Here is an 18,732-nt window from a genome sequence, read left to right as displayed (position 1 = left end):
GACTTTATTCTAGACATCTTAAACAACAGATGGGCTTGAATTCAATTGGTCGAATTGCTGTCAATGCGTAAGTTATGACCCCGGTTGAAGGCAATGGAATGCTGATAGCTAATGGTAACGAAAGAGAACAAGTATTACCCTACTTGATAAAGTAAAAGTGAAAACTTTGAAACCGTAGACACATAAAAAACTTAAGGTACTGGCTAGCAATTAAAATTACGATTTACTCATAAATAAGAATTGGTACTCTATTCTAAATATCTAAGTTGAAGGCACTTATTTTACAAGAACTTGCTTCCCAGAACTATCTTGCAGTAGGTTTCCAAAATGACACTTTTTAAATTAGTGTTTGAACTCATAGCAGACTTATTCCTTCGCTCTTGCCAGTGGTATCGGCGTATCTGTGGCGGTACTTGGCACTATGTTGTGGTCGATTTATGTAAAGAAACTTACCACTGGCATAAGGATTCTATTCTAAAGCCCTTATACTACTGGCACAACGAAGACATTCTAGATCCCTCAGAGATTGAATTACAAACAGAGGATTGGGGAGAAAAACGGTTTAAGTGTATGGCTAAGGTTGAAACACGAGATGTTCAAACCCTTCATGAGTCCACTTACAATAGCTCAGTCTATGGGAGAAGTTTTAACGAGGATTGAAATACCACTTAAACCTCTAAAACCTTGTGGAAAATCTCCTGGCTGGAAAAAAGGGCAGCCAGGTCATAATAATTACGAATGACTCAACAGTTGGGCATTTCGGCGCAAGAATATCTGCTGATTATGCCGCCTAATGATGAGTGATTCTGACAGTTGGAGTTGTTGTTGAAAATTCAATCCCCTTTTTGAACCAGCAATTTCCCAGACACCCCAGCCGTAAAACCCAACCCAATTGCCACCACAGTCACACCGGGCTTAATAAATAACGTCGCAATCCCGATAACTGCGCCCCGAAGACAGCCATAACAGCAAAGAATAACAAATTAATATTAAAAATTCAGATAAGCCTTTGCGTTTATGGATGTGAGCGTTTAATACCTGCCAAAATAAAGGTGATTGCTTCTTCGGTGTGTTCCTCAATTATTTCTGGACTAAGACGATTAATCTCTGGAGTTAGATGCTTCCAGTTTTCATGAACTGTGAAGTAAAATAGACAAATACTTAAGATATGGGTCAGCGCTAAAAACGGTTTGAGGGGGCGAAAATATCCTTCTGCAATGCCTTGCTCTAAAATTTTGAGCAGATGCTCATGGAGATTCAAAACGTTACATTCCTTGAAATATACTCCTTGATTTTGACTTGCTTCCTGAAACCACAGCATTTGACGCTGAGGATTTTGAGCTTCATTGGCAATGGCAATGCGGATAATCTGTTTTAGGGCTTCTTCGGGGGATAAACCGTCAAAATTCAATTGCCCAAAAATGGTTTGAAGTTCATCGACTGGACGTTGTAAGGCTGCTTTATATAAGCTTTCCTTGCTCTCAAAATAGTAATGAAGTGTTGCAGTTGTCACCTTGGCGCGATTTGCGATCGCACTCAGACGCGCACCGTTTAAGCCATGCCGTGAAAATTCGTACTCTGCGGCATCCAAAATTTGTTGCTGTGTTATCTGGGCATCTCGAACTGGGCGGACTGATTTGGCAACTCGTTTACTATGTCGAACCACTGCATCAAAATTTAGTGTTTGTGTTTATATGGTATCAAAGAGGCATCAATATTGAAGGCATTGAATCTATGAATTGACGGAACAGCAGTAAGTTGATAAGCTTACTGATTAATTAGTAAGTTAATTTTTTCTAACTATGAAGCAACTGCAAGGCGCACCGTGGCTGTTGGCACATCGTTCCATGCTTAAGCCAAATAAACCAATGAAATTTTCTTTGCTAGGTAATGATTACGTCCTTTGGCAAAATGATTACGGTGTAATTAGTGCTTTACCCAACGCTTGCCCTCACATGGGTGCAATGCTATCAGAGGGATGGTGCATAACAAAACCTAATGGCAGTAGTGTAATCACCTGCCCTTTTCATGCATTGGAATTTGATGCTTCAGGTTGTACAGTCCTGCCTGGAGATAACAAGCCAACTAAATCGTTAATGCGGCCGCTAGATTTAGTTATCCAAGGAGACTTCATTTGGACTTATGGAGGATATAAATCAAAGGTAGCAATTCCAAACATCATGAATGAAATTGCAGCAGATTATGAGTTCATAGGAGTTACAGGTGAACGCAGCATTTCGACTGATATTTTGAGTTTGCTATTAAATATGCACGACTACAACCACCAAAATGGCACACATAGAGAATTATTTGAGATTGAAGAAGTTCAGGTAAAGCAGTTTATTGACGAAGGGTTACATTCTCATGCCTATTTGATACAACCCAGAAAGCAACCTACATTTGCTGAAATTTTCCAAAATCCTGCTCAACTAGCGATGCCAAAAGTGTTAGAAGCTCATTTAGAAAATTTCTTTCCGTTTATGGGATTGATGCACGGTGACAATAAGCTGTTAAGCCTGAAAGAATGCCACTTCTATCTTCCAGAAACAGAGCATCAATCTCGTGTGTTTGTCTTGATGTACATGAAAGCACGTTCTCCGATTGCACATTTAATTAAAGGCAATTTGTTAAAGTTGATTGATGTAGTCATAGAGCAAGACGCAAGGATTTTAAGCAAGATTTACCCTAATACTCCACAACGGATTAAGTTGAACAATGAGGTGGGAATGGATTGGGTACGGCGCAATTTTAAGAGTTTTTCAGCCCAAGGTGAACCGAATTTATCTCAGTAGTCTCAAACTGAGTAATAAGGGACACAGTACTGAGTACGGATACAGACAGGGGTAAAAAAACATAAGAATTCAGTCCTTCTTGAGTTGTTTGTTTAACTAATGAATTGAGGTGAGCTTTGATATCAAAACTTTCATTCATTTTTATAATCCCGGAAAAAACTTACTCCAAACACTTTGCTCTTTTGGCACTGATTCTTTTGAGCCTAAAACATTCTGTAGCCCTTGCTGATTACTCTGAATCTCCTGCATATTAAGAGAATGAATCGTCTGGGCTAACTCTGGATTTTCTTCTAACAGTTCGGCTTCAAAGTTTAACTCCTGCTCCAACAGTTGAGCATTTCGGCGCAAGAACATCTGCTGATTATGCCGCCTAATGATAAGTGATTCTGACAGTTGTAGTTGTTCTTCAAAACTCAAGCCGTCGTATTCGTTATACATTTTATTCAATTCCAATTAATTCAAAGTATTCTGACGAAAGCTCCATCAAGTATTTGAGAGCTAAACAATCACCGTAGTTTGTGTATATTTGAGCAATAGTCATGAAAACTTCTAGCAGATTATCAGGCGTTACTTCTGTGAAACGAGAAGCCAAATTAAATGCTGAGTTTTCAGCTTGTGGCTCTAGCGGCCTTGCGTCAGCCCACACTATTAATCCTCGGTTATCTAATTCTGCCAAGCTTATAGAATTAACCGCATCTACAACGGAATCAGGCGCATACTTTAGTAGCAGTTTAATCATAGAATGATTCCTCCATAAAGTAATTGATACCCTAGCCTCAATCTCGTAATAAATTCGTCAGTATTGCGATTCCCCTAAACAGGATTACTACGACTTTTTATCCAGTTGATTGGACTATGAGAAATCTCATTATGACAACGGTAGCACGTAGGAAATGTAGATTGACCAATGATGTCGTTGCCGTAGTAAGCGTGATGGATTTCTTCACTTTTCTTAGTCAGACAGACTACACAATAATTGTGAGTTTTTCGGTGAGCGATTGCTACTTGTTTCTTGTACTGTTTGGGATTACCATATCGAGCATTCCAGTTTAATTGTCCGGGTAGCCGAGATTTTCCAGCAGTAGGGTAACGCCTTTTTCGTTTAACTCTTGCCCCGTTAATTCGTGCCACTTCTGTTTAATTTCCTGAAAATGCGGTCTTCTCCCTAATTCTGTTGCCCATTTTCTAATTTCTTGATACCAGTCAACCTGCTGCTGTGAGGATTGTTGATTATTTTTAGAACTATCAACAGTGTCAGCATTCGGTTTGGAATCCTGTTTTTGTTCCAGACCTTTGATATCAAATTCCGGGATTAGGGCAACGAAGGGATTAGACCGAGTGGGAATTACTAAGGCATAACGTACACCAGCTTTATCTAGTAGTTCGCAAGCTTGGCGTAACATCTCCAAAATCTCTTTTTTGACATTTACAAAGTCTTGGGGATGGTCAAGAATATAAGAGGATGTTTGCCCTGTGGCAATAAAACAGACATTCTTTAAGGACGGGCGACTAAATCCGGTTTCCCCTGACAGTGGGGACTGGCCCATAAACACCCCATGTCCTTTAAGTCCGGCGGTAAATTTAATGATATAGTTCCAAAAACCTTGCAAATCTTTGGCAGTATCAGCATCAACCATTCCCGGAAGTCCCTTACCACCACCATAAACACTGTCAACTTCATCCTGTGCAAGAAATAATTCGGGAACACCCTGACATTCACCACCAACTTTTGCAACCCTAGCTTTTTGTTGGTCAATCATGTTAGTGGCGAAAGTAATCCAATCTCTTAAGGCTTTCATGCCGTCAAACTTACGGCTGAACTTGCACAGCCATCTGGTAACTTCATCTTTTGGATCGCTGCCAATGACAATTGCTGGTGTTTGAGATTTTGCAGCAATCTTATTAATAATCACTCCAGCCAGAGTTGACTTGCCGGATTGTGTGCCACCAGAAATGTAGAAATGGTGATTGCTGCGAAGAGTCATATCTTGATTAGATGCAGCATTACACAGTTCATCAATCCAAGCACTATCAATTCTGATGTACTCAGGATAATTAGCAGCGATCGCTTGGAGAACTTTCATCGCACCCGGATTAATCACAGACTGCACCGATTCTTCATCAATGTCAGCAATATCGGGATTGGGAATACCAGTCGGTGAAGGTGATTGTTGTCCTGGTGGTTCTGGGAGTGTAACCAACCCTTGCAACTGATATTCAGCTATCCACCGGGGGCGCTCTTGCATTGGTAGCCGATTCACATAGTCAGCAACTCTGCGTTTGGCAGCGATCGCAGTAGTGACATAATCATAAACAGCCTCACCTTGTAAATGCTGTTTAAGTGCTTTGAGGTCAGCTTCTAGCAAAGACTGGTAAACTTTTTCCTTACTTTCGCTGATTTGGGCGGATACCCCAAATAAGCCAGCACTCACTGTTCCCGCGCCAAGTAGCATCCCGGTTGTTATTCTGTCAGTATTTAAGAAAAAAGGAGCAGACAGACATAACACTGCACTTGCTCCTAAAGAACATAAAATACTCCGTTCGGCATGAATGACGCTACTGGCAGTTAGACGTTGTAATTCAAATCCCATAATTTACCCTCGAAATTTTCAATTAACTTTGACCTGAAGAAGGGAAAAGGGAAAAGGGGAAAGGGAAAAGGGGAAGATTCTATTACTTTGGTGATTGATTTATAGATTGAATTTGATTAGATAACATCCGACTTAAATTTAAAGCTTGGTTATAAAGTTGTAAGTAAGTTTGTTGCTCTAAATAACCAATTTCCAATGCGACTCTTAACAGACTTCGAACTTCTCCCGCAGATCCTTTCGCAATATTCAGAAAATTTACATATTCTTTTCGAGAATATCGCTCAAACCCTTCTGCGATATTTGTGGGTATTGAAACAGAAGCACGTCATGAGGAATCAGGGGGAAAGGGAAAGGGGAAAAGGGAAAAAACAGGGGTTTCAAGTATTTACCTGCTGCTAAGATATCGCATTGTCTATCTCATTTTTTTTGTTTAACGACTTTAAAATACTTGCCTTATACCGTATAGAGAAAGAACTTTGCAAAGCTTCCTTTTCCCCTTCCCCCTTTCCCTTTTCCCCTTTTCTGTAATTGGTCTCTTAAACCGAAATCTCTATTTAACTCACCTTCTTTAGTAATTAAATAAATACATTTAACTAACTCAATTCCTTTTTGCCACACTCTTAAATCTTCAAAGCTCTCAACTTTCTTTCTCTCCATTTTTCTTCCTTCCCCCTTTTTCCCCTTTCCCCTTTCCCCTTTCCCTTTTCCCTTTTCCCCAAAAATTAACGCACCCCCAAGGCAACACCAGCTGCAACTAAAGTCAAGAAGACAAACAGGAATATCACCCCAGGCATTAAGCCAATGGTGAAAGTCTTGCGGTTGAAGCCGAATCCTTTGACGACTAAGCCAGCAAAGTTAAAGAAACCAACTGCCAAACCGCAAATGCAAATCATGCCAATGATCCACAGTACAAACTGACTAACTGGGCTGGCAACTGAGAGAAATCCCATTAACATTGATAGCCCAACTCCACACACTGCATACCCAACGAAAGATAGTTTTATTTGCATATATAGCTAGCTCCCGTTAACAATTTGGGGGAGGCACAAGAACAACAATGCTGTCCCTAATCTCAGTTCGGGAGAAGTATAAATTATCCCCTTTGGTGTTTCGACAAATATATGCCTCTTTGTCCGGGGGTTCTGGTTGACAGTTTTCTTCTACCGTGTAAGTATCACCACAAAATCTAAAAGTTTTTTTCAGCATCTTTCAAAACCTGAAACTATCTCCCACTTCATCAAATGCTTTTTCGTATCCCCCAAGTTGACGCTGCTGTTCCTGGGAACCGAAGGCATGACGAATTACCGCTTCCCCATGTAACGCCCTAGTTCGCTGCAAATCTTCCTCAATCTTCATGGCTTCTTGGGAATATGCCAATTGGTTTTTATACATCTCTGCCAAAGATTGCAACTGTTTGAGCTTGTGCCGGGAAAATTTAGTGTGCAACCACTTCTGTGCTTTTAGAGTGCCAGCCACTTCTGCTTCATCAAGAACCTGCTTTGCTGTAGTGTAAGCTGGCAATGTGTAGCGTTCGCGGATTGATGAAGGTAAATTACCCTCAATTTGTGTTGCATCCCCAACTCTTAAATCCGTTGATACTACTCCATCACCTTTACCGCCAAATAAACCAGGAAGCCATTTACCTAACATTCCTTTCTCCCCTTTAACTACTTAAAATTGGTATAACTCTGCTGAACTTGTTGAACTTGTGAGCCGATATATCGGGTTATGCCATATATCCCCATGAATGAAAACATCAAAACGGTCATTGCTGCGATCGCAGTTTGAGCCATCATTCCCCGTTGCATTAACTCCTCAATCTGTCTATTGGAATGCGATCGCGCCTTTGACTCGTCAATAATTTGCTGGACTACCAGAAATTCTTCTGTTGTCAGATTTTCTAGTGTTAAGCCGGACAGATTCAACTCCCCGTCCTTCTTCAGGTGAATATTTAATGCTTTGCGATGGGTTTGGTCTTGTTGCTCCATATATTGCCACGCCCAAAACGAGGGTTAATAGCAGCAGATTCAGTACTGCTGCTAATCCAATGAATTTATTCGGCTGCATTTGTTGGGCTAATGCCGAAAATACCCGCAACGAGTTCGTCACCGATTGCACGAAAGGAATCTACGTCAGCTTCTTCCTCCATCGCTTTGGAGACAAACTTACTCACCACGTCTTTGGGGGCATTGCGAATCTTCGATAACAACTGGTCAGCTTTGTCAGTTGTGTAAGCATCAATCCCGACGTTGAGAACATCCTCCAAAGATTGAATTTCTTGATTTGAAACCTGAGATGCGTGAGCGATCGCTCCTTGTAATGGAGGAGTGGATTTACGGCGGGGTGAGTTCTTACCTAATTTACCATTGCCATTTTTGGACTTGCCATTAGCAGTGGTCAGGGCAGTTGATTTCTTGGCTTGTACAACTTGAATTGCCACTTCCTGGGCTTCGGCATCATTCAAATTATCAACATCCATGCCAATAGCTTGGGCAACAGATAAAATCTCCTCCTCATCAAACTCAATCCCTTGCAAAATGAGTATTTGTTTGATTTTTTCCATATTATTTTGTTTCTTATATGGTACTACACCACTAATATAGTCTATATTGGCTACATATCACATAAGAGCCTAAAAATGTTTATTTGTAGGGTTCTTGTCCCATAACCAATCTCGTTTGATAATCTGGGTGATTAAATATGGATGCAACAATGCCTAGAACAAAAGCACAGGGAATGACCAGGATTGAACTTTACGTGCCAACAGCACTATTTGAAGAAGCGGAGGAACTGGCCGAGTTTGAGGGTTGGAAATTATCAGAACTGCACCGTGTATTTTGGGAAAACGGTTTTGGCATTTATGTCGAGCGCAGTAACAAGAGAATGATTAACAAACGTCTTCGTTCTAAGGCGGTGAATGACTCTGATGCTGTAGAAGACTAAGAAAGACGGAGCGCCCAGGGAAAACCTGGGCATTAGAATATCAAAACAGAATTCACGAGTCAGGAGCCAGAATACAGGAAAGGTATTTTGTGCGACACAAAGAATAGCAGTGGTTGAATCTCGACTTCGCTCGATTACCGCGTAGCCGAAACTCAGTGCATCGCTGGCGGATAGCGCAGCGTCAAGATTGCTGACTTCTGACTTCTGACTTCTGAATTCTGAATTCTTCTTTAATGGAGGCAATATGTATCAAGATATGTATAATCTTGCTTGGGTAAAAACAGCTTGCGAACACGTCTTAGGTAAAAGCATTAGTATTAGAGCTTGGCGAAAATGGTTAAGGATATGTGGTGTACAGCAGTACGCCCGACAGGTGAGATTGAAAGAATGCTGCTATTTGTTAGGGCTTGCATATCTCAAAAGTCAAAATCTCTTCAAAAGGTATTCTTTGTCAGACGTTTCATTGTTACTCAAAAAAGATCAAGAGCGTTTTGCCCAATTTGGTATCGACTTAGAAGAACCAGATTTTCCGTTATCTGGGCGAGAACTTCCGAATTATATCTACGACAGAACAAAGCGTAAAATCAGCTTGCGAACTGTGTATCGTTGGGCTGAAAAACACAGTATTCCCTTCTCTGTATCGAGAATTATTCCCCCACAAGAACTAATTAGATGGCTGGAATTAGGAAATGCTGCTTCTTGAAGAAGAATTTAGAATTCAGAACCAGGGATTAGAACGTTCTCCAGCAAACTCTAGAAAGCACCACTTTTTCTGTCAGAATACCTTTCTTGTTTCCTGATTTCTGACTCCTGACTCCTGACTCCTGAATTCTAGCCGCTCTTTTTTTTTGCACTGCTCTGTCACAAAGTGGCACAGGATTCCGGCAGGTGTGCCGTGACATCCAAAAACCTTGCTGCGTATAGATGTCACAAAAAGCGGCATGATGTTAGCAACGCCCAGAACCCTTGCTTTTCCGTTAATGTCACAAGAAGCGGCACAGTTGCTCTGTGACATAAGCGTGCAGAGACAGTACTCAAAGCCATACAGAATGGGTGTCACGCGAAAAGCGGCCCACTTGACGAAAAAAAATAGGGATGAAAAAAAGCCCCGTTTTTGGGGCTTTTTTATAAAGTGCGATCGACAGCCTCTGATGCTCATAGAACGCCTGCTTTTAAGTGTGGGATTTTCTACACCCTATCCCCTACAAGCTTTTCATGACTGATGCTGAATTTTATTTCCTAAGCGTTCTATTTTTTACTTTGCAAGTTTTTCTTCTTCTTTTGTTTAGGGCACTCGATATCGACCATCAACCCATGCTCAAATACAACAGTGTGTTTTGGATCTGCTCCATCACAAAGGAGAGTTTTTTTCTGTTTACTCATCAACTTCATTTCCTTGATTGTGTTCTCGAAAAAATGAAGTTGATAGCCACAATCACACTCAAATGATGAAGGGAATAATTCTTTGGGCATAAATTAACCGAAAAATTATATTTCCTTAACATTTTTTTCATAATCCCATTGCCCAGATGAAAAAGTGTAATCTTTTATATAAGTTATTGAAACAGAGCAAAGTCGATGGCATGGTTAATCTGTGAAATTGACACAGGAGTGCTTAATTGCCAACACTTGAAGCTGTCGCATAAGTTATTAGCCATTACGCGAATCTCTCACGATTTTTGTATACTCGATAGTAATGAGTATTGATTCTTACGGCGAATGGCGATTCATCCCATTCCTTCAATGTATGGGATGAATCGCCATCTTTTGTAAAAAGTTGAGCATTATCCTTCTAACTCTGACTTTTCCATATTCCGTGAAAAGTCGGCTCTAAGTCTAATCAAGTCATCTATTATTAGAGGTGCTTCTGAGTACGTGAATACTGATTTAAGCATTAGATATTGCCCCTATTTGGTACTTGAGAATTAATATTTTACGCTGATGCGCTTCAATCTCAGCTTGAAGTTCAGCACGTAATTCGCTTGGTGTAACTAGATGAATTTTCTCCTCTTCAAGATGTGACACTTCAGAAAAATCGTTTTTATCTAGCAGAGCATAACGCCAAGATTCGTTACATAAGCCAGTCAGTAGACTATTGGGTGGATAATACTGAATCCCAACAATCACTCCCTGCTTGGTTCTTCGCCCGAACGAGTATTTTGGTGATGTCCAGTCATTGGGAATAGTGACAACTTTTAAAGTTTCCATACGATTGCTCCTATTATTGTCTTAATTGTGTTTGTACTACTCGCTGCTGCCTTTTCTCTACCAAAATCTGACCAATAGATCCCCCAGTACCCAGCCCAAACATTCCTGTCGCAATCATGTACATTGCATTCTTGCCAAAAAATTGCACCCCTAAATATCCGATAGATATGGCCGCTAAGGTGCTGGTCAGACTTACAACAATTACTCGTGCTTGATTCCGTTCCATAATTAGAATGCCTTTCCCTGATAGAGGTTATGATTTAAATGATTTTGCTGTTACGCGAACGCGCTACGCCGGAACAACTTGAACAAATGCTCCAAGAACACAAGTTCTACATCAAAACAGCAGTCGATATCGAGCGTCGGGTGTTGGTTGGTGGTGGTGATTTGCACTATGACTGCGAACAGGCTCTTTTAGGTGATGGTAGTCGGCAAAAAACTATCTGGGCAGCAAGCTTCATGCCTGTAACTCAAAAGATGATTTTTGAATCAATTGTCAATCTTCGTCCCCCGCAAAATAGATCAATGGAGATATTGGACTCTAATATTAGAGAAGGGGTCGCTCAAATTATTATCGAATTCCTGGGAAATTTATGATCGAATTGACACCGAGACAACAAATTTTTATACAAGATGATGTGCCTACCCGTTTACATCATCTAGCTGCACACCTTGAGCAAATTCAGTCTTTGTGGACTCAAGGCTCGTCGCAGGAATTGATGCTGCCTTTGGTAAAAGAAAGTCGGTACTTTCTTGAGTGGACTGTACCCGACATGGTAAAAGCAGACGACATTGATAGAGCAGCAGAGTTAGTTGACTTAGGTCGTTTGTTGACTCGATGGCTGTTTAATTGGGAGAATATTTGGTCGGATGTCGAACAAAAGCAATCTGCTTCTCTTGAAACTTCATATTGGTTACGTCGGGTTTTGGAAATATCACGTACAGAACCGGAATCACTAAGTGCCTGATCTCTGTGAATTCTGACTCGAATGGCACTAAGAAAAGCCGAAACGCTTGTGTATTAAGCAGTTTGCAACTGCTTTCGTAATTCGTGCCGGGGTTTGGTCATTAAGGGATAAGCTTTCGGGCGGCGTTTACGGACTCGTGGTTCGTTTCTAGCAGGACGGTCAGGAACAGCCTTGTGAGCAATAACTTTTAGCAAAGTGCGATAAATTTGGTGGCGTTTTTGAGAAGTTGCTGCTAATAATTTGGGAATAAAGTTAATTAAATGGTGGCGAGTACCTTGCAGTGATAGGCGATTTGGAGGGGTAGTATAAGTAGTTCCAGCCGACCACATTAAGCTACGAAGTAGATTGTAAGCAAGCATTTAAACGTAAATTTCTTTGCGGATCATCGAAGGTGTTTTACATCGCAGAATATCCATACCCAAGGTAGTTTTGAGATGTCTTAAATTTAGTTCAACATCCCAGCGTTGGCCGTAAAGTCCAACAATTGCCAGAGTAGAATAAGAAGATTTATCTAAAAGACTGGTAATTAAGCTAACTTGTTGAGTCCGAAAACCAGGAATAACAATATAATAGTAAATCTCTCGCACAGTTATTGAAGGAGGTAAAGCATTAAATTCATCTTTATCCAATCCTTTTGGGCAAGTTTTCGGCTTATACCAAGTAACTAATTTATCGCAATCTCCAATAATTTTACCTTTTCGCATAGTTGTTGTGCGAGATTGATGTTTACGAAACACGACATCACAATTAAACTTTTTGATAGTAAACATATCGGCGTAAGCACAAAAAGTTCATTTTCAAGCCGGACAAGTCAATTCAGGATGGCCGAGAAACAGCTAGTTGGATGGTGAAGAATTTACATGGCAGTCGGATGAAGCAATTTTGGGAGAAAGCCAATTTTGAAAAACAAGAATCAAATGCTGAGATTTCAGACAAAGATGCTGGCTCTGAAGAAATGGGTGCTTTGTATGAAGCATCTATTTCAGATCAAAGTCAGTCAGAGAAAGGGTTCCAGAAAGCCTCACGATGGAGATAGTTTATACTTTTCTTAGTGTTGTTTTAATCTACAACATTATTAGAAACTTAAGACAATGCGAACTTTTTTCTCAAGCATAGTTTCTTTTAGAAGCTGATATAGAGTATCATCGTGAACTAGCAAACCTCGCTTAGTTTGCGTGTTTACAATTAAATATCTTGGTTCTTTTTCTGAAAGTGAAGCATAGAATTTTAACAGTGCCCAATCAGATTCTGGGCTATTCCATAGATATGAGAATTCTTCTAAGTTTGTGTTTATAATCAATACCTCTTTTTTCAATACTGAATCTTAGGGCTTTTTTGCCTACAGGAACTATCTAAGAACTGCTTTGTGGGGAACCTAGTGACTGAAAAAAATATAACGTACCCTCGCCTATTTTGCTAGCTGCATCTGTGAGTAGGGGATAGGTAAGTGATGTGGGAGCGATTGCTTGTATAGCTAGTAATGGACAGCCAGCTATAGGTAATTTTTTATATCTTGAACAATCACCTCTAAATTTTGTGAAATATCAATATAAATTGCTTCTGCTTGGGTTGGTTCCTCCAGCGTTTTAAACTGGCTTTGTAAAAGACCAGCTTTCATGAAATGCCCGATGCGATTATGCAATCTTTGCTCAATCAACTCATAGCTTCCTTTCAGATAAAATAGATGCACCTGTGGAAGATCGCAATAGAGCATTTGGCGATAACTAGCTTTCAAGGCCGAGCAAGCCAAGATGACGTTTTTCTCTTCTTGTAACCATTGAGTGATAGAATTTTGCATTATCTGTAACCAGGGTGCGCGATCTATATCAGTTAATGGTTCGCCTTTGGCCATCTTTTCCTTTGCTGCTCCTGAGTGAAAGGAGTCTGCATCGCTAAATTCCCATCCCGTTGCAGCTGCAAGTGCTTGACCAATTGTGGTTTTGCCAGATCCGGCAACTCCCATCAAAATTACAATCATAATTTCCTCAATCTAAATCTTTAGGTGGTAAATTTCGTGTAGAAGGCTTCAGGACTATCCCTAACTCTTGCAGCAATGCTGCTGGAACATTTATTGCTTTTTCTATACATTGAGCATCATTCCACTTTGTTTGCTCGTCCCAGGTAATACTTTTGAGGTTAGCGCCAAAAAAGTTTGTTCCAAAGAGATTAGCCTGGCTGAAATTGGCATTTTCTAAGTTAGCCTGACTTAAATTGGTGCGGCTGAGATTAGCTCCAGTGAAGTTAACGCTCATTAAGTTTGCCGCAGCAAAACTAACCCTACTTACATCTGCATGGCTCAAGTTGGCATTTTGGAAATTAGTTTTAGGAAGGTAAGCACTAAAAATGCGGCAATCAGAAAGATCGACGTTAGAGAGAAATTTCCCAACTACACGTTGAAACGTATAACCAGATATACAGTTACTATAAGCAATAATCCGAAGCAATCTATCCTTATCAAAATCTTCTGTATCAGTGTGTCCACACAGAAAAAAGGTCTTTTTATCTTTTAGCTGATTTTGAAATTGGATATAACGATGCAGTTCTAGCAGCAAAATCATCACATTTAGCCCAACATAGATATCGACTTGCCTTATTCCTGAAAGAATTTTGTGCTGTTTTATTTCCACATAAGTATTGAACGGTAAGTTGCCAGATGGCGCATCAATAAATTCTCCATTACTCCATTGAAAATAGAACCTCTTCAAACGCTCAAACAAACAGTCTGGATCAAACTCGGAATGATTGATCAGCAACTCCATCAAATATTCCACAATCTCAGACGTTAGTCTCCCATACCAGAACAAATTGTAAATCTGGCGATCCATCGTCTCGTCATCAATATAGTAAAGATTTCTACGTTTATCTCCAGGCTTTGACCAATCTTCCAAAAATTCCTTGAAACGTTCAGCGCAAAAAAATTCTCCAAAGCTCTTATGGGTAAACTCAACTGAACCCAGCCCTTTAGTGCTTGCTTGTAAATAGAATACTGCTAAAGCATTTCTCAAAGGATTGTCTTGTAAGCGCTGCTGTGTTTTCTTCAGCAATTCCTTGGCTCGATTATCTTGATTCATTCGCGCTTCAATCATTGGAATTGCTGCATATTCCTTGCCTGATTGCACAGCACAGACAGCCGCTTCTGCTAGAATACGTCGCAAGTCCTCGATTTCCATCTCGGTCAGAGAGCGGTTTAAATATTTGGAACGTTGTTTGGTAAGTACCCAACCCAGTGCCTTTTCATAAATTAAAATTTTTGCTCCAATCACACTAGTCTTTGCAAACAGTTCAATGGTTAATTCACCATCCCGATACATTGCTGCCAATAGGTAAAGTAAAAGCGGCTCTTGAGCTAACCCAACCTCATCCTTTGAGCCTCGAATTCGTTTTGGACAGCGTTTATCTTGTAGAAACTGTTGAAAGGTAGGATTTTTTTCCTGTTTTACTAACCGCTCCCAGTTAGCAAACCACTGCTTTTGGGAAATATCATCCATTGGGAGAATTTCTATACGAGCCAGATTGTCAGGTAGCAAGAAGCGCTCAATACTTTGTAATGCAAGTGTTCTGCCTGTAATTATTACCTGATGAGCTTTTTCGGGGTTATTAGCACAGCTTTCTTGGAAGCGCCCCACTTGCTTCAAAAATTCTTCTAGTCCACCGCTGCTTCTGCCTTCCATCAACAACTCATCGAAGCCATCCAATATAAATAGAAAGCGGATATTACAATCACTCAACCAGCCAAAGTCATTTTTGGCGAAATTCCAGTCTACTGCCTTTCGCAAAGTCTCTTCAAAATCCTTCTCCAATATTCTGATATCCTGCAAACGAATCAGAATTGGTGTCCAACGAGGATGCTCGTTTTGCCTCACCCAATCTGCAAACATTTTACAGAACACACTTTTCCCTCTTCCTGGCCCTGCTTGAATAAAGATGACTTGGCGATTTCTATCGACTTTATTCAGTTGCTCTCTTACCCAATTCTCTAAATTAACAGCCAATTCATACGCTTTGAGTTGACCATTGTTATCTAACAACTGAGCTTTCAATGACACATAAATTTCAGATATTTTAAATTCTTCACCTATTACTTTCCATCGCTCCAATAGTATTGGCTCGCTGGGTGATGATGATATCTGCTCTCTCAGATATAACTCTATGTTGGCGTATTTTTCATTTGCTCTTACCTCTTGTGCTGCCGTTATCATCAAACTTAAAACTTGACGGACATCTTCTGGTTCATAGGAGAAAAGTTGTTTTATATAGTTATATGTGTCCCAGGCAACCCACCCCGTAATTATGGAAGTAATCTCCTGCTCTATTCCAGCCTGTTGTAAGTAAGTTGATAATTGCTGATTTAAAGACTGTCCTAGTATCGAATTTGGAAAATTTGTCAATGCTTTTTCAGCTTGACTATTACTTAATTCTATTTCCCCCAGCTTATTCAACTGAGGTTGAACTTCTTGATTTGTTATCTCTGCATCCAGCCTTTCTTCTAACCAAACATCTCTCTGTACTAAAGCATTAAAGCTATTGATATAAGCTAGTGGACAAGCAACCGCTACCCATTCTTCTATCTCAAACTTTTGGCTTGTTTTCTGACTCAATAGTTTTAACCCATTTCGAGCAATCCCTACAAACGATAACCCAGCAGCTATCACTGATACTGATGGGCCACTAGCTAGTACACCCAGGGCGATCGCAAATTCTAGAACAGCTTTAGAAACTTCTGCCCCAGACTCTACAACATCTCCTACTTTTTCTATGTGCTGGGGCTTAGGAATCAATCTCTGCCAAATCTGCTTGATTTTTACCACTACTCAATTTCCTGTGTGAAAGTTTTGCTAATGAAACGCTAGGCAATACTTTACATACATCCTCAGTGTGCGCTTTTACGGAATGTAACACATTATTTCTTTTGTAGTAATTAAATTACTCAACTTGCAATACATCTATGCAAGCCTCAGAGCTATGAAGGGGAACTGAAAGACTTTATTGAAGGCACTGATTCCGCCACACCCGTTACCTAAAATGAATTTTCTTCCAAGGAAGCGATCGCTAATCAAACACAGGGGCAGGTAGAACAGGGAAATTCAGCTTTGTTGTCAGGAGAAAACCAAGTCTCTGGTGTAGAAGTCAAAGCAGTTGATTAAGACGAAAGTTCCGCGCCGCCCGTGCCCAGTCCTGAAAAATGGTCGCATGAGGCGATTGTAGCGAGGTCAAATATGCGACCAGAACGTATGCAAAAACTCAAAGTTGCGGCGAATTCGGGCGAGAATCCGGGGTTTGACTTCTTGAAAAAGTGCTGGAATGATGACCCTGCTTTGCAGATTGTGATCAAAAAACTATTGGCGAAGTTTCCGCAGTGGGGGATTGCGTTTGTGGATGGGGTATTGGTGAATTGGTAGCAACAAATTAATAATTATATATTTAGCTACAGGATTACTTGTTTGGACAAGTGCGAAAAGTGGGTTAAGTAGGACATTTTGTAATAACCCTTGATTTGACTGTTGATAAGCTGTAACTTGGTAACTACCACACAGTTGATAGACAGTTACACAAGTTATTAGTTATGAGTACTATTGAGGAAAGAGTCAAGAAGATCATTGGTGAACAACTAGGTGTAAAGCAGGAGGAAGTTGTCAACAGTGCTAGTTTTGTAGAAGATTTAGGTGCTACCGAACCAGATAGTGTGGAACTAATTATCGCACTTGAGGAAGAATTCGACACCGAAATTCCTGATGAAGAAGCTGAAAAAATTACTACAGTACAAGCAGCTATAGATTACATAAATTCTTACCAAGCATAAGTTTGAATTGAAAAACTGGTAACAGAGAATTAGAATAATCTACTGTTTCATGGCAGTGAAAAGCTTTGTTGTCATAAGTAATCTCATGTAAAATACCACGCGCTTTTTGTAGAAATGTTGCATTGCGTAAAGATGTTGTATCGGAATATCTCTACACAAAGTTTGGTTGAGAATGTGCAAGGGAAGTTTCCTGATAACGTGCTGAAACCCTAGTTGTCTGCTGTTTGCTCAACTTGTCTAAAGAAGGTGGGCAAATATTTGCTCAGTCTTCATGGAATGGTGAGGTTGGCGTAGCCCATCGTAGGTATCGCCACTCTCATTACTTTACACAAGTATTAATTATATAGGACAAAGATCCTAGTCAAAACTTGGATCTTTGTTCGATGCATTGATCAAGGCGATCGCTATATAATCCATTACGTCAATGATTTAAGCAAAACTTTGGTGATCGCCAAGGTTTTGCAATCAAAGCGTGCAGGTGCAAAAAGTGATACGCCAATATGTTAGGCGAGAGGAATGAAAGTGAGGTTTTGGGGTGGATCTAAGACACTGTTGGCGAAATATTGCTTAACAATTTTGGCAACGTAATATTGCACGAAAATTCTGATTACTTCCGCAGCGATAGGATAATTAAATCCTGAACGCTTAGATAAATTGTTACCATGTCGATGCATCCTCAAAATATCCCCGACATACCTCAACAAACAGTAGAGGTGGCGCGTGCATCTTTCCCAAAAGGAAATATTTACATGAAGATCCGGGATACCTTGGGAAGTATCTTTGAGGAGGAAGTATTTGCGGACTTATTTCCACAAAATGGGCAGCCAGCGTATACACCTTGGCGGTTAGCATTGGTGTGCATAATGCAATTTATGGAGAATTTATCTGACCGACAAGCGGCAGATGCAGTACGTGGACATATTGACTGGAAATATATGTTGAGCCTGGCTTTAACCGACTCTGGCTTTGACTATTCAATACGAGAGTGAGTTTCGCACTCGATTACTTGCAGGTGGCGCAGAGCAAAAACTACTAGATATATTGCTACATCGCTTGAAGGAATCAGGATTGCTCAAAACCCATCGGCGACAGCGTACTGATTCAACCCATGTTTTAGGTGCAATACGCACCCTCAATCGATTAGAGACATTGGGGGAAGGGATGCGCGTTGCGCTCGATAGTTTAGCAGTTGTAGCACCTGACTGGTTAGCAACAAATATTCAGCCTGATTGGTTTGACCGCTATGGTCGTCGTGTAGAAAATTATCGTTTACCAAAGCTTGACTCCGAGCGAGAAGCTCTAGGCAGCACAATTGGAGCAGACGGTTTGGCGCTGTTAGACGCAATCTATGACCCAACTGCGCCACAGTGGTTAAGACAAATACCAGGAGTAGAAACCCTGCGTCAAATATGGGTACAGCAATTTTATGC

The 18,732-nt window shown here is 40.5% G+C and carries 25 protein-coding genes and 2 pseudogenes; 10 read left to right on the top strand and 17 right to left on the bottom strand.

The window, feature by feature from the left end:
• Window positions 1-327 precede the first annotated feature (327 nt).
• The gene (locus GNF10_RS18915) at window positions 328-660 is read left to right on the top strand and encodes a hypothetical protein (RefSeq protein ID WP_185587178.1); all 333 of its coding nucleotides are present in this window, start codon (window positions 328-330) and stop codon (window positions 658-660) included.
• Between the two features lie 355 nt (window positions 661-1,015).
• Here GNF10_RS18915 and GNF10_RS18910 read toward each other — a convergent pair whose 3' ends face one another.
• The gene (locus GNF10_RS18910) at window positions 1,016-1,666 is read right to left on the bottom strand and encodes a TetR/AcrR family transcriptional regulator (RefSeq protein ID WP_185587177.1); all 651 of its coding nucleotides are present in this window, start codon (window positions 1,664-1,666) and stop codon (window positions 1,016-1,018) included.
• 136 nt (window positions 1,667-1,802) lie between these two features.
• Here GNF10_RS18910 and GNF10_RS18905 point away from each other — a divergent pair, with 136 nt between their 5' ends.
• The gene (locus GNF10_RS18905) at window positions 1,803-2,792 is read left to right on the top strand and encodes a Rieske 2Fe-2S domain-containing protein (RefSeq protein ID WP_185587175.1); all 990 of its coding nucleotides are present in this window, start codon (window positions 1,803-1,805) and stop codon (window positions 2,790-2,792) included.
• A gap of 141 nt (window positions 2,793-2,933) precedes the next feature.
• Here GNF10_RS18905 and GNF10_RS18900 read toward each other — a convergent pair whose 3' ends face one another.
• The 9 genes and pseudogenes from GNF10_RS18900 to GNF10_RS18860 all read right to left on the bottom strand — a co-directional run bounded on the left by GNF10_RS18900 (window position 2,934) and on the right by GNF10_RS18860 (window position 7,946).
• On the bottom strand, window positions 2,934-3,230 hold the full coding sequence (locus GNF10_RS18900; protein ID WP_185587173.1) for a hypothetical protein: 297 nt from the start codon (window positions 3,228-3,230) through the stop codon (window positions 2,934-2,936).
• 1 nt (window position 3,231) lies between these two features.
• Window positions 3,232-3,531 carry a hypothetical protein gene (locus GNF10_RS18895; RefSeq protein WP_185587171.1) on the bottom strand — a complete coding sequence of 100 codons (300 nt, stop codon included), beginning with the start codon at window positions 3,529-3,531 and terminating at the stop codon, window positions 3,232-3,234.
• 310 nt (window positions 3,532-3,841) lie between these two features.
• On the bottom strand, window positions 3,842-5,383 hold the full coding sequence (locus GNF10_RS18890) for a hypothetical protein (protein WP_185587169.1): 1,542 nt from the start codon (window positions 5,381-5,383) through the stop codon (window positions 3,842-3,844).
• Window positions 5,384-5,465: 82 nt separating this feature from the next.
• Window positions 5,466-5,696: pseudogene (locus GNF10_RS18885) on the bottom strand (four helix bundle protein); the annotation flags it as partial.
• Between the two features lie 140 nt (window positions 5,697-5,836).
• On the bottom strand, window positions 5,837-6,040 hold the full coding sequence (locus tag GNF10_RS18880; RefSeq protein WP_185607199.1) for a four helix bundle protein: 204 nt from the start codon (window positions 6,038-6,040) through the stop codon (window positions 5,837-5,839).
• Between the two features lie 65 nt (window positions 6,041-6,105).
• Window positions 6,106-6,393: a hypothetical protein gene (locus GNF10_RS18875; protein ID WP_185580458.1), complete on the bottom strand. Its 288-nt coding sequence runs from the start codon at window positions 6,391-6,393 to the stop codon at window positions 6,106-6,108.
• 199 nt (window positions 6,394-6,592) lie between these two features.
• Window positions 6,593-7,033, bottom strand: a complete 441-nt coding sequence (locus tag GNF10_RS18870) for a hypothetical protein (protein WP_185580457.1) — start codon at window positions 7,031-7,033, stop codon at window positions 6,593-6,595.
• 17 nt (window positions 7,034-7,050) lie between these two features.
• A complete protein-coding gene (locus GNF10_RS18865; RefSeq protein ID WP_185580456.1) occupies window positions 7,051-7,371 on the bottom strand; it encodes a hypothetical protein in 321 nt (106 codons plus the stop codon).
• A 65-nt stretch (window positions 7,372-7,436) separates the two neighbouring features.
• Complete coding sequence (locus tag GNF10_RS18860) at window positions 7,437-7,946, bottom strand: hypothetical protein (protein WP_185580455.1); 510 nt, start codon at window positions 7,944-7,946, stop codon at window positions 7,437-7,439.
• Window positions 7,947-8,095: 149 nt separating this feature from the next.
• Between GNF10_RS18860 and GNF10_RS18855 the strand changes: the two genes are divergently transcribed.
• Both GNF10_RS18855 and GNF10_RS18850 read left to right on the top strand, forming a co-directional pair.
• Window positions 8,096-8,326: a hypothetical protein gene (locus GNF10_RS18855; RefSeq protein ID WP_260445977.1), complete on the top strand. Its 231-nt coding sequence runs from the start codon at window positions 8,096-8,098 to the stop codon at window positions 8,324-8,326.
• A gap of 244 nt (window positions 8,327-8,570) precedes the next feature.
• Window positions 8,571-9,029 (top strand): DNA-binding protein, encoded by a 459-nt coding sequence (locus GNF10_RS18850; protein WP_185580453.1) that lies wholly within the window; start codon window positions 8,571-8,573, stop codon window positions 9,027-9,029.
• Between the two features lie 545 nt (window positions 9,030-9,574).
• Here GNF10_RS18850 and GNF10_RS18845 read toward each other — a convergent pair.
• From GNF10_RS18845 to GNF10_RS18835, 3 genes are all read right to left on the bottom strand, one after another.
• A complete protein-coding gene (locus GNF10_RS18845) occupies window positions 9,575-9,799 on the bottom strand; it encodes a hypothetical protein (RefSeq protein WP_185580452.1) in 225 nt (74 codons plus the stop codon).
• A gap of 414 nt (window positions 9,800-10,213) precedes the next feature.
• Window positions 10,214-10,534: a hypothetical protein gene (locus GNF10_RS18840; protein ID WP_185580451.1), complete on the bottom strand. Its 321-nt coding sequence runs from the start codon at window positions 10,532-10,534 to the stop codon at window positions 10,214-10,216.
• Window positions 10,535-10,547: 13 nt separating this feature from the next.
• The gene (locus GNF10_RS18835; RefSeq protein WP_185587305.1) at window positions 10,548-10,760 is read right to left on the bottom strand and encodes a hypothetical protein; all 213 of its coding nucleotides are present in this window, start codon (window positions 10,758-10,760) and stop codon (window positions 10,548-10,550) included.
• Window positions 10,761-10,798: 38 nt separating this feature from the next.
• Here GNF10_RS18835 and GNF10_RS18830 point away from each other — a divergent pair, with 38 nt between their 5' ends.
• Complete coding sequence (locus GNF10_RS18830; RefSeq protein WP_185587307.1) at window positions 10,799-11,131, top strand: DUF5674 family protein; 333 nt, start codon at window positions 10,799-10,801, stop codon at window positions 11,129-11,131.
• The gene (locus GNF10_RS18825) at window positions 11,128-11,502 is read left to right on the top strand and encodes a hypothetical protein (protein ID WP_185587309.1); all 375 of its coding nucleotides are present in this window, start codon (window positions 11,128-11,130) and stop codon (window positions 11,500-11,502) included. Before GNF10_RS18830 ends, GNF10_RS18825 begins: the two co-directional genes overlap by 4 nt.
• A gap of 53 nt (window positions 11,503-11,555) precedes the next feature.
• Here the strand turns inward: GNF10_RS18825 and GNF10_RS37935 are convergent, their stop codons facing one another.
• Window positions 11,556-11,861, bottom strand: coding sequence for a hypothetical protein (locus tag GNF10_RS37935; protein WP_221643513.1), 306 nt, complete (start codon window positions 11,859-11,861; stop codon window positions 11,556-11,558).
• On the bottom strand, window positions 11,862-12,272 hold the full coding sequence (locus GNF10_RS37930; RefSeq protein ID WP_221643514.1) for a transposase: 411 nt from the start codon (window positions 12,270-12,272) through the stop codon (window positions 11,862-11,864). It lies immediately after the preceding gene.
• Between the two features lie 74 nt (window positions 12,273-12,346).
• On the opposite strand from GNF10_RS37930, the gene GNF10_RS18815 reads away from it, so the two are divergent.
• Window positions 12,347-12,538 carry a hypothetical protein gene (locus GNF10_RS18815; RefSeq protein ID WP_260445978.1) on the top strand — a complete coding sequence of 64 codons (192 nt, stop codon included), beginning with the start codon at window positions 12,347-12,349 and terminating at the stop codon, window positions 12,536-12,538.
• Window positions 12,539-12,994: 456 nt separating this feature from the next.
• Here the strand turns inward: GNF10_RS18815 and GNF10_RS18810 are convergent, their stop codons facing one another.
• Window positions 12,995-13,480 carry a gluconokinase gene (locus GNF10_RS18810; RefSeq protein WP_185587311.1) on the bottom strand — a complete coding sequence of 162 codons (486 nt, stop codon included), beginning with the start codon at window positions 13,478-13,480 and terminating at the stop codon, window positions 12,995-12,997.
• Window positions 13,481-13,487: 7 nt separating this feature from the next.
• Entirely contained in the window at window positions 13,488-16,310 is a 2,823-nt protein-coding gene (locus tag GNF10_RS18805) for a pentapeptide repeat-containing protein (RefSeq protein WP_185587313.1), read from the bottom strand.
• A gap of 408 nt (window positions 16,311-16,718) precedes the next feature.
• On the opposite strand from GNF10_RS18805, the gene GNF10_RS18800 reads away from it, so the two are divergent.
• The 3 genes and pseudogenes from GNF10_RS18800 to GNF10_RS18790 form a co-directional block, all read left to right on the top strand.
• Window positions 16,719-16,901, top strand: coding sequence for a hypothetical protein (locus tag GNF10_RS18800; protein WP_185587315.1), 183 nt, complete (start codon window positions 16,719-16,721; stop codon window positions 16,899-16,901).
• A gap of 164 nt (window positions 16,902-17,065) precedes the next feature.
• A complete protein-coding gene (gene acpP, locus GNF10_RS18795; protein WP_185587317.1) occupies window positions 17,066-17,302 on the top strand; it encodes an acyl carrier protein in 237 nt (78 codons plus the stop codon).
• Window positions 17,303-17,970: 668 nt separating this feature from the next.
• Window positions 17,971-18,732: pseudogene (locus GNF10_RS18790) on the top strand (transposase); the annotation flags it as partial.

Source organism: Nostoc sp. UCD121 (assembly GCF_014222285.1).
In the GTDB taxonomy this organism is placed as follows: Bacteria; Cyanobacteriota; Cyanobacteriia; order Cyanobacteriales; family Nostocaceae; genus Nostoc.
Note: the sequence above shows the minus strand (reverse complement) of the source record. Positions and strands in the feature narration are given on the sequence as shown.

What these genes read in the sequence shown, in the direction of transcription:
- GNF10_RS18915 (WP_185587178.1), top strand. Translation starts at nt 328, where the DNA reads ATGACACTTTTTAAATTAGTGTTTGAACTCATAGCAGACTTATTCCTT.
- GNF10_RS18905 (WP_185587175.1), top strand. Translation starts at nt 1,803, where the DNA reads ATGAAGCAACTGCAAGGCGCACCGTGGCTGTTGGCACATCGTTCCATG.
- GNF10_RS18900 (WP_185587173.1), bottom strand. Translation starts at nt 3,230, where the DNA reads ATGTATAACGAATACGACGGCTTGAGTTTTGAAGAACAACTACAACTG.
- GNF10_RS18895 (WP_185587171.1), bottom strand. Translation starts at nt 3,531, where the DNA reads ATGATTAAACTGCTACTAAAGTATGCGCCTGATTCCGTTGTAGATGCG.
- GNF10_RS18890 (WP_185587169.1), bottom strand. Translation starts at nt 5,383, where the DNA reads ATGGGATTTGAATTACAACGTCTAACTGCCAGTAGCGTCATTCATGCC.
- GNF10_RS18880 (WP_185607199.1), bottom strand. Translation starts at nt 6,040, where the DNA reads ATGGAGAGAAAGAAAGTTGAGAGCTTTGAAGATTTAAGAGTGTGGCAA.
- GNF10_RS18875 (WP_185580458.1), bottom strand. Translation starts at nt 6,393, where the DNA reads ATGCAAATAAAACTATCTTTCGTTGGGTATGCAGTGTGTGGAGTTGGG.
- GNF10_RS18870 (WP_185580457.1), bottom strand. Translation starts at nt 7,033, where the DNA reads ATGTTAGGTAAATGGCTTCCTGGTTTATTTGGCGGTAAAGGTGATGGA.
- GNF10_RS18865 (WP_185580456.1), bottom strand. Translation starts at nt 7,371, where the DNA reads ATGGAGCAACAAGACCAAACCCATCGCAAAGCATTAAATATTCACCTG.
- GNF10_RS18860 (WP_185580455.1), bottom strand. Translation starts at nt 7,946, where the DNA reads ATGGAAAAAATCAAACAAATACTCATTTTGCAAGGGATTGAGTTTGAT.
- GNF10_RS18855 (WP_260445977.1), top strand. Translation starts at nt 8,096, where the DNA reads ATGCCTAGAACAAAAGCACAGGGAATGACCAGGATTGAACTTTACGTG.
- GNF10_RS18850 (WP_185580453.1), top strand. Translation starts at nt 8,571, where the DNA reads ATGTATCAAGATATGTATAATCTTGCTTGGGTAAAAACAGCTTGCGAA.
- GNF10_RS18845 (WP_185580452.1), bottom strand. Translation starts at nt 9,799, where the DNA reads ATGCCCAAAGAATTATTCCCTTCATCATTTGAGTGTGATTGTGGCTAT.
- GNF10_RS18840 (WP_185580451.1), bottom strand. Translation starts at nt 10,534, where the DNA reads ATGGAAACTTTAAAAGTTGTCACTATTCCCAATGACTGGACATCACCA.
- GNF10_RS18835 (WP_185587305.1), bottom strand. Translation starts at nt 10,760, where the DNA reads ATGGAACGGAATCAAGCACGAGTAATTGTTGTAAGTCTGACCAGCACC.
- GNF10_RS18830 (WP_185587307.1), top strand. Translation starts at nt 10,799, where the DNA reads ATGATTTTGCTGTTACGCGAACGCGCTACGCCGGAACAACTTGAACAA.
- GNF10_RS18825 (WP_185587309.1), top strand. Translation starts at nt 11,128, where the DNA reads ATGATCGAATTGACACCGAGACAACAAATTTTTATACAAGATGATGTG.
- GNF10_RS37935 (WP_221643513.1), bottom strand. Translation starts at nt 11,861, where the DNA reads ATGCTTGCTTACAATCTACTTCGTAGCTTAATGTGGTCGGCTGGAACT.
- GNF10_RS37930 (WP_221643514.1), bottom strand. Translation starts at nt 12,272, where the DNA reads ATGTTTACTATCAAAAAGTTTAATTGTGATGTCGTGTTTCGTAAACAT.
- GNF10_RS18815 (WP_260445978.1), top strand. Translation starts at nt 12,347, where the DNA reads ATGGTGAAGAATTTACATGGCAGTCGGATGAAGCAATTTTGGGAGAAA.
- GNF10_RS18810 (WP_185587311.1), bottom strand. Translation starts at nt 13,480, where the DNA reads ATGATTGTAATTTTGATGGGAGTTGCCGGATCTGGCAAAACCACAATT.
- GNF10_RS18800 (WP_185587315.1), top strand. Translation starts at nt 16,719, where the DNA reads ATGCGACCAGAACGTATGCAAAAACTCAAAGTTGCGGCGAATTCGGGC.
- acpP (WP_185587317.1), top strand. Translation starts at nt 17,066, where the DNA reads ATGAGTACTATTGAGGAAAGAGTCAAGAAGATCATTGGTGAACAACTA.